We start from the raw sequence: 7,196 nt of genomic DNA, 5'->3' as shown, positions 1-7,196 counted from the left end.
GTCCCTCCGGGCTGCGCCCGTCACAGCGAGCCGGGGCGCTGCGCGCCCCGGCCGCTCCCGCTCCGCGTGAGCGGAGGCGGCTCGCTCCGCTCACCGCCGGGTGGCACGCGCTCCGCGCCCGCCACCCAACCGCAGGGCATCCGGCCCGCGTTGCGGGCCGGGGCCGGCCTCCGGCCGACCCGTGGCCTCCGCTGCGCTCCAGCCACTCGGGGCACGGGTCCCACTCCCCCACCGGCCAGGCGTGCCACGCTCCGCGCGGACCACCCACGGGCCTCACGGCCCGAGCAGCAGCAGGAGGAGGGGAGGTGACAGGTAGTCGGGCGAGTGACGGGGGCTCGGGGCCGGCCACCCGGAGGGGTGAACCTCATTGAGGGGGTGTCAAGGTCCCTGATTGGCTGGCGATAAGGCAAGACTAACAGCTTTCAGCCACGTTCGGGGGAGTCTCGGCATTCTTTGTGCTTCATTTCTGTAAGCGAGATAGACTCTGGACTCAGAGCACACCACCCCGGACCGCTCCGGAGGGTTATCGAGATCCACCCGGCCGCCTTACCGGTGTTCCGGTGGGGCGGATCAACCAGCCGATCGCGTCAGTCCAACCGTAGCCCTTACGGCCCCTCTACGTGCAGGTTTCCCGTTTCCCGCCGCTCGCATCGACCGGACGGCACCCTAGGAGAAGGCAGGCGATATGTCGAGCACAGACCGCGCTGATCAGCGCGAGGCAGCCCAGCGAGAAGCCATTGACGCGGTCGTGCGCGCCCTCGAATTGCCTGCAAGATCACTTGTGCCCGAACGAGGGCTTCGAACGCAGGTGATCATGGCGACCGGGTCCGGGAAGACCCGGGTGGCGGTCCGCAGCGCGGAGGAGCTCCACGCGGGCCGTGTGCTGGTGCTCGTGCCCTCGCTGGACCTGCTGGCGCAGACCGAGGCCGCGTGGCGCGAGGGGGGCCGCCGGGGGCCGATGATCGGGGTGTCCTCGCTGCGGGGCGAGGAGGTGTCCTTCCCCAACACCACGGACGTGGACGAGCTGGTGGAGTGGACGCGGGGCCTGGAGAAGGTGACCGTGTACGCCACGTACGCCAGCCTCGGTCTGGGCACGCTGGAGCGGGCGCACGCCGGGGGCCTGGCGGCCTGGGACCTGATCGTGGTGGACGAAGCCCACAGGGTTTCGGGCCGGATCGGGAAGCCGTGGGCGGTCGTCCACGACAATCAGAAGATCCCGTCCCTGCGCCGCCTGTACATGACGGCCACGCCCCGGCTGTGGCAGCTCGGGGACGAGGACGAGGCCGGCGCCCCGGGCGAGCTGGTGGCGAGCATGGAAGACGACCCCGAGGGCCCCTTCGGCAGCCGCTGTTTCACCCTGACGCTCTCGGAGGCCATCGACCGGGAAATCTGTGCCCCCTACCAGGTCGTATGCGTGGATGTCACCGACACCGCCCTTCAGGCCGCGCAGCTCCTGGGCGCCGAGGGCCGCTCGGCAGAGGTCCGCGGGGCCCGACTCGCCGCGCTGCAGACCGCCCTGGTGAAGGCTTCGGCCGAGGAGGGCTTCCGCCGCACGCTCGTGTTCCACCACCAGGTCCGCGAGGCCGAAGCGTTCGCGGCCGGCCTCCCCGCCGTCGCCGCGCAGCTGCACACATCCGACCCCGAGCTGTACCCCAAGACGATCTGGGCCAACTGGCTGTGCGGCGACCACAAGCCGCTCCACCGCCGCCGGCTCCTCGGGGAGTTCGCGGCCGGAATCGCCACGGACGGCACCGTGGTGGAGAAGTGCTTCCTCTGCTCGGTGAAGGTCCTGGGCGAGGGCGTCGACACCAAGCACTGCGACTCCGTCTACTGGGCCGACGTACGCGGCTCGATGCCGGACCTGGTCCAGGCCGTAGGGCGGGCGCTGCGGATGCAGCCGGGCGAGGGCAAGGTGGCCTCGCTCGTGGTGCCGGTGCTGCTCGGGCCGGGCGAGACGGCGGACAACATGCTCACGAGCCGGGCGTTCGGCGGGCTGGCCAAGCTGCTGGAGGCGCTGCGGGCGCACGACGCGCGGATCGTGGAGACCCTTGCGGAGCAGCAGGCCCCGAGCCGCTACAAGCCCGTCAGCAAGGACGACAGCGGCAAGAGCACGGGCGGGAGCGGCAAGGGCTCCGGGGGCGTCAGCGCCCCCGCCAAGGCCCTGCTGAAGTTCTCCACGCCCCGCGACCCGGCCGCCCTCGCCGCGTTCATCAACCTGCGCGTCCTCAACCCGGAACACGAGCACTGGCGGCGCGGCGTGGAGGCCGCCGTCATCTACGCCCGCGAGCACGGCGACCTCCGCGTCCCGTTCACGTTCCGCGTGCCCGCCGTCGACGACCAGGAGGCGGAAGGCGAGGGGTGGCCGGCCTCGCTCGCCGGGTTCCCGCTCGGGCAGTGGACCGCCGACGCCAGGAGGTTCTACGCCCGCGGCGACCTGGACGAGGACCGCGTCGTGCAGCTGGAGAAGCTCGGCATGATCTGGTCGCACTACGACGTCGCGTGGGAGGAGGGCCTCGCGGCCGCGCGCGGGTGGGCGGCCGAACACGGGCACCTCCTGGCCCCGCTGGACGCCACCTTCCAGGGCGCGAAGGTGGGCATCTTCCTGAAGAACGCGCGGGCCGCTGCCCGCAAGGCGCAGGAGATCGAGCAGCGGCGCGCGGAGGGGCTGCCGGTGGAGTCGTCGGCCGGGGCGCTGTCGGACGAGCGGCGCGAGCAGCTGGAGGAGATCGACGCGTCCTGGTGCCCGTCGTGGCCGGTGACGTGGCAGCGGTGCTTCCACCTCGTGCGGATGCACCTGGACGCCGGTGAGGCGCTGCCCACCGAGGCGGGCGACGTCGTGCGCCAGGGCGAGGATCTCGGGCGGTGGGTTCAGTCGGTACGGCTCGGGTGGGACCAGCTCACAACCGTGCAGCAGTGGATGTGCGAGCAGGTCCTCGGCATCGAGCCCGCGACCGAGGACGAGAAGCCGCCGCCGCGCCGCACGCAGGCCGACAAATGGGCAATGAACTACGAGGCCGCCAAGCAGTACTACGAGCGCGAGGGACACCTCCAGGTCCCCAGGAAGCACGTCGAGCGGATCGTCGGCGAGGACCAGGAGGAGCGCGAGCACAAGCTGGGCGCCTGGATCGGGAACCAGCGCAGCCGGGCGACGACGCTGACGCCGGAGCGGATGGAGCTGCTGTCCGCGATCGGGATGCGGTGGTCCTGATGGTGGGCGTCGTCGTCACCGCGGCCGCCGCGCTCGCCGCCGGCTATCTGCTCGGGCGGCTTCGCCCGTGGCAGCGGCTGGGCGACTGGGCGGCCGATCAGGTCCGCCACGCCGGGACGTGGGCCCGGGGCGGTGCCGGTCGTCAGGCCGTCGTCGTCCTGGCCCACGCCGTCACCGCGCCGCGAACCAGCTGGCGCATCATGCGCGCCCCGGCCACCAAGACGCAGGCGCCGGTACCCGTACGGGACCCGGACTGGCTCGCCAACCGCACCCGAGCAGAGCACGAGTAGACGGAAGGTCACCGACTCCCTTACTGGCAATCGACTCGCTAGACCACCTTCGACAGAGCAAGGCCCGGACCAGGTGTCCGGGCCTTCGTCGTGCCCCGGGATCTTTCTTCCCTGCCGCTGCTGTCCGGGCCCCGGCTTCCGGCCCCAGGGGGTGAAGAAGCCGTGCCCCCCAGGACGAGACGCAAGCACCTGCGCCCTGCCACTGTCCCGCCCGCCATGTCGAACTCACGCCGGAGGCAGCACCGATGACCACCCGCCAGACACCCGGGGCAACACCCGCGCCGATCGCCGCTACGCTGAACACGCCCACCCTGGGCCGGGCCGAAGCCCCACAGGGACGCTCTCCTGAGAGCCGCAGCAGGACCGCCGACCGCGAGGCGCGCGTCACCCCCACGCGGACGACACCACCACAGGTGTCCGCCGTCTCTGTTCCTCCGCCTCGTAGGAGACTCCCGATGCCTCGGGACCCGCACCCGCGCTCCCCCATACCCGCCCGCCCCGAACCGCCCGCCCCGGCCGGCGCAGGGACGCCGTCGGAGACACCGCTGCTGTCGGTGCACGCCGCCGTGGTGTTCCTGGCGGCCGTCATCATCGGCCTCGTCATGGGCGGCCTCATGTTCCTCCACGACAAGTCCGTGCCCACAGCCGTCGCCGCGGGCTTGGGTTCCTTCGGGCTCAGCGTCCCCGTGCTGCACAAGCTGATCGGCTGACCGGCGGCGGGCCGGGCGCAGCATGTGCGCCCGGCCCGCCGCCTCCGTCAAGCAGCGTGGAACTCGTGGGCTTGGCCGCCGCGCCACTCCACCCACTGCGGGTCGTCCCAGATGGCCTCGGGTTCGGCGACGCCGACGCCCTCGAGGAACACGACCAGGTCGTGGTCGCTGTAGGCGGTACCGAGGATCTCGTCCCGGCCGCCGCTGTGCACGGTGACCCTCCGGCCGCCCGAGCTGGAGGGCCGGTGCACGACGATCGGTGCGCTGCTCACGCCTCCCAGCGTGCCCCGGGCCGATCGGCTGGGCGAGTCGGCCCGGCTCAGCGGCGCAGGCGCGAGAGCCAGCCGGTCTTCTGCTCGGGCACGGCCGGCTCCTGCTCCTGGTCGCGCTCCTCCTGCCGGGGGCTCGTGCCCCAGGTCCGGTCCAAGTCGGCCTCGTACTGCTGGTCGCAGTCCCCGCACAGCGACGGGTGCTTCGCTGGGGAAGCAGTCCAGCCGACGGGCTTGGTCGCCTTCCATCGTTCGTCGGTGAACGCGGCACCGCACTCGGTGCAGACGGGGCGCTCGGGGGCGGGCCAGAAGTCGTCCGACCCGGCCTCACCGCGTGCCGGCTCCTGGCGCTCCTGCGTGCCAGCCGCCGGGCTGACGGCGGCGGTCTTCTGCTTGCAGTCGTCGCACAGGTTCGGGTGGGTGTCGCGCGGGGCGCCCCATCCGGAGGGCTCGACGGCTTTCCACCGTTCGTCGGTGAACCGGGTACCGCAGTCGGCGCACACGGGACGGCTGGCCTCTTTCTCGGCCCTGTGCTGTGCGGCGATGCGGCGCAGCTCCTCCTTGTGCTCCCGCTGGCGGGCGGCGTACTCGGCCTGCTTGCGGGCGTCATGGGCTTCACGGCGCGGATTGCCGATCGCCTCCAGGAGGGTCTGGTTCTGCCGCCGGCCGAAGCGCCGGAAGATGGCCCCGGCCGGGCCGTGCTCCTGGAGCTGCTTCATGCCGGTGACCACGATGGGGAGCTTGCCGTCGTACATGTGGAAGCCGGCGTCGTACCAGAAGCCCTTCCAGTGCCGCTCGGTCAGCTCGGCCAGCTGCGCGATGACGGTGTTGGGGTTGCGCGGGCCGATCCGGTTGAAGACGAGCAGCAGCGGCGGGTGCGGCTGGTCGCTGTGGCGGCCGTCGGGTGCCCACCAGCGGGTGCGCCACATCGGCCGCTCCTTGCCGCCGGTGTCCTTCACCTTCCGCTGGCAGAACCGCATGTACTTGTCGATCTTCGCGGCGAGGACCTGCGCGGACTCGAAGCAGTTGTCGATCTCCACGAACAGCAGCGGCACCCCGTCTTCGGGCGCGGTGATGACGATGTCCGCCTGGGCGCCGCCCTTGCCCGGGTTGGCCCATGTGCCCGTCGCGGGCAGCGCCACCTCGGTCGCGTAGGAGGCGATGGTGCCCAACCCGGGGGGCGCGTCGAAGGCGGCCTGCGCGGCGGCGCGGACGTCGGCCGGCTCGCTGGCGAGCTCGGACAGGTCCGGCTTCGGGCGCAGCAGGGCGAGTACGGCTTCGTTGACCGTCATCGGGTGGGAGGCGCCCGTGCGCCCGGCGCCGCGGGCCGGGTCGCCCATCTCCCCCACCGGCCGCCCCAGCTCACGAGCGGCGGCCTTCAGGCCCATCGGGGTGAGGTTGCGCAGCCTGTCCCCGCCCGGGAGCTGCCCGCCGTTCTCCGCCAGGCCGTGCTTGCGCAGATCGGACAGCGCGCCCGTGTGGGAGGCGGTGCGGGCCTGCTTCCGCTTCGACGGCGTCGGCTTGTCGGTGTGGCGGTAGCTCAGGTGCGGGGCTGAGATCTGCTGGATCTGTTCGACCGTGGCGACCTTCAGCACGCCGAGCACGCGCAGCACGTCACCGCGCAGGTTGTTCGACGACCCCGCCGGGTTCTCCTCACGCTTCCCCGCCATCAGCTGCGCTCCTTCCCCGTCGTCTGGCACGCGCGGCCACTTGCCGAGCGCCGGCCGCGCCCGGCCGCAGAGGGCATCCGGCCCCCGGACCCGATGATCTCCTCCTCTACGGACATCACTTCAAAGTTCAGGAGTAGATAAGAGGGTTGTGACAACGCGGCGTGCGACCGTATTTGCGTGCTGACCTGGTATTTCTCCGTCCGGCTCGGTGCCGGGCACCAAAGTGGGTTCCACAGTGGCCTCCCAAGTGCGCACCGCAGGAGGCCGGGTCGGCTTGCCCGCTGCTGGTCGGGCCCGTGGTCGGGGCGGGCGCGCCGGGCGCCTGCCGGGGGTCGGTGCGTGGTCATCGCGGTGGCTCCTTCGCTTCGGGCCGCCCTGGTGGGCGGGGACTCGAGGGAGCAGCGTGCAGGGGACCCCCTTGTCCGCGGTCTAACCGTGGCCAGGTCAAGGAGAAACACGACGGTGGGCGGGGCGGTAGCAGAGGTGGACAAGGGGGGTGCGGTCGGGTTCTTGGTCGGGCCGACCACCCCGGACAAGGGGGCCGGGTTTGACCCTTGCAGCCCCGATTCGTCCGGTTCGAGCTGGGGGAGAGTTCTCCGTCCTCTGTCCACAGGGCGGCGCGCCGACCATACGAAAACGACGCCGTGAGTCGCACGGCGGTCATCGTGAGGAGCGCTTCATGCAGTACCCGTTCCCGTCCCGCACGCCGCTGACGCCCGACCAGGTGGAGCACGGCTTCGACTACCTCCTGGCGCTCCAGATGGGCGGCGGGAACTACGTCTCCGACCGCACGCCGACCTCTCCAGAGCTGGCCTTCCTGCTCCTGCGGCTCGCCGAGAACATCGTCTTCCCCGTCACGGGAGTCCTGGGCGACGGAGAGCCGCACGCGGACTCCTTCGCCCTGGACGAGGTCGGATGCATCTTGCTGTCCGCCCTGCGGGACTGGACGCGCGACTCCCCCACCACGGCCGTGCTGGGCATCGCCCGCAGCATCATCCGCTTCGTCGAGAACGTCATCCCCGACCCCGACGACCACGGAGACACCCGAG

Annotated in this window: 6 protein-coding genes; 4 read left to right on the top strand and 2 right to left on the bottom strand. The window is 71.8% G+C overall.

Translation table 11 applies throughout. The features are described from left to right. The first annotated feature begins 685 nt into the window (after nucleotides 1-685). The 3 genes from IE312_RS33685 to IE312_RS33675 all read left to right on the top strand — a co-directional run bounded on the left by IE312_RS33685 (nucleotide 686) and on the right by IE312_RS33675 (nucleotide 4,208). On the top strand, nucleotides 686-3,208 hold the full coding sequence (locus IE312_RS33685) for a DEAD/DEAH box helicase (protein WP_189986019.1): 2,523 nt from the start codon (nucleotides 686-688) through the stop codon (nucleotides 3,206-3,208). After that, nucleotides 3,208-3,498: a hypothetical protein gene (locus IE312_RS33680; RefSeq protein ID WP_189986018.1), complete on the top strand. Its 291-nt coding sequence runs from the start codon at nucleotides 3,208-3,210 to the stop codon at nucleotides 3,496-3,498. The genes IE312_RS33685 and IE312_RS33680 overlap by 1 nt, the downstream gene beginning before the upstream one ends. A 455-nt stretch (nucleotides 3,499-3,953) precedes the next feature. Further along, entirely contained in the window at nucleotides 3,954-4,208 is a 255-nt protein-coding gene (locus tag IE312_RS33675) for a hypothetical protein (RefSeq protein WP_229900745.1), read from the top strand. Between the two features lie 47 nt (nucleotides 4,209-4,255). Here the strand turns inward: IE312_RS33675 and IE312_RS33670 are convergent, their stop codons facing one another. After that, nucleotides 4,256-4,480, bottom strand: coding sequence for a hypothetical protein (locus IE312_RS33670; RefSeq protein WP_189986017.1), 225 nt, complete (start codon nucleotides 4,478-4,480; stop codon nucleotides 4,256-4,258). 47 nt (nucleotides 4,481-4,527) lie between these two features. After that, nucleotides 4,528-6,147 carry a replication-relaxation family protein gene (locus IE312_RS33665; protein ID WP_229900744.1) on the bottom strand — a complete coding sequence of 540 codons (1,620 nt, stop codon included), beginning with the start codon at nucleotides 6,145-6,147 and terminating at the stop codon, nucleotides 4,528-4,530. Between the two features lie 679 nt (nucleotides 6,148-6,826). On the opposite strand from IE312_RS33665, the gene IE312_RS33660 reads away from it, so the two are divergent. Continuing rightward, the coding region (locus IE312_RS33660) for a hypothetical protein (RefSeq protein ID WP_189986016.1) at nucleotides 6,827-7,196 on the top strand (370 nt) is incomplete at its 3' end.

The sequence above is a fragment of the Streptomyces capoamus genome, from assembly GCF_014654935.1.
GTDB lineage: Bacteria > Actinomycetota > Actinomycetes > Streptomycetales > Streptomycetaceae > Streptomyces > Streptomyces capoamus.
Note: the sequence above shows the minus strand (reverse complement) of the source record. Positions and strands in the feature narration are given on the sequence as shown.

What these genes read in the sequence shown, in the direction of transcription:
- IE312_RS33675 (WP_229900745.1), top strand. Translation starts at nt 3,954, where the DNA reads ATGCCTCGGGACCCGCACCCGCGCTCCCCCATACCCGCCCGCCCCGAA.
- IE312_RS33665 (WP_229900744.1), bottom strand. Translation starts at nt 6,147, where the DNA reads ATGGCGGGGAAGCGTGAGGAGAACCCGGCGGGGTCGTCGAACAACCTG.
- IE312_RS33685 (WP_189986019.1), top strand. Translation starts at nt 686, where the DNA reads ATGTCGAGCACAGACCGCGCTGATCAGCGCGAGGCAGCCCAGCGAGAA.
- IE312_RS33680 (WP_189986018.1), top strand. Translation starts at nt 3,208, where the DNA reads ATGGTGGGCGTCGTCGTCACCGCGGCCGCCGCGCTCGCCGCCGGCTAT.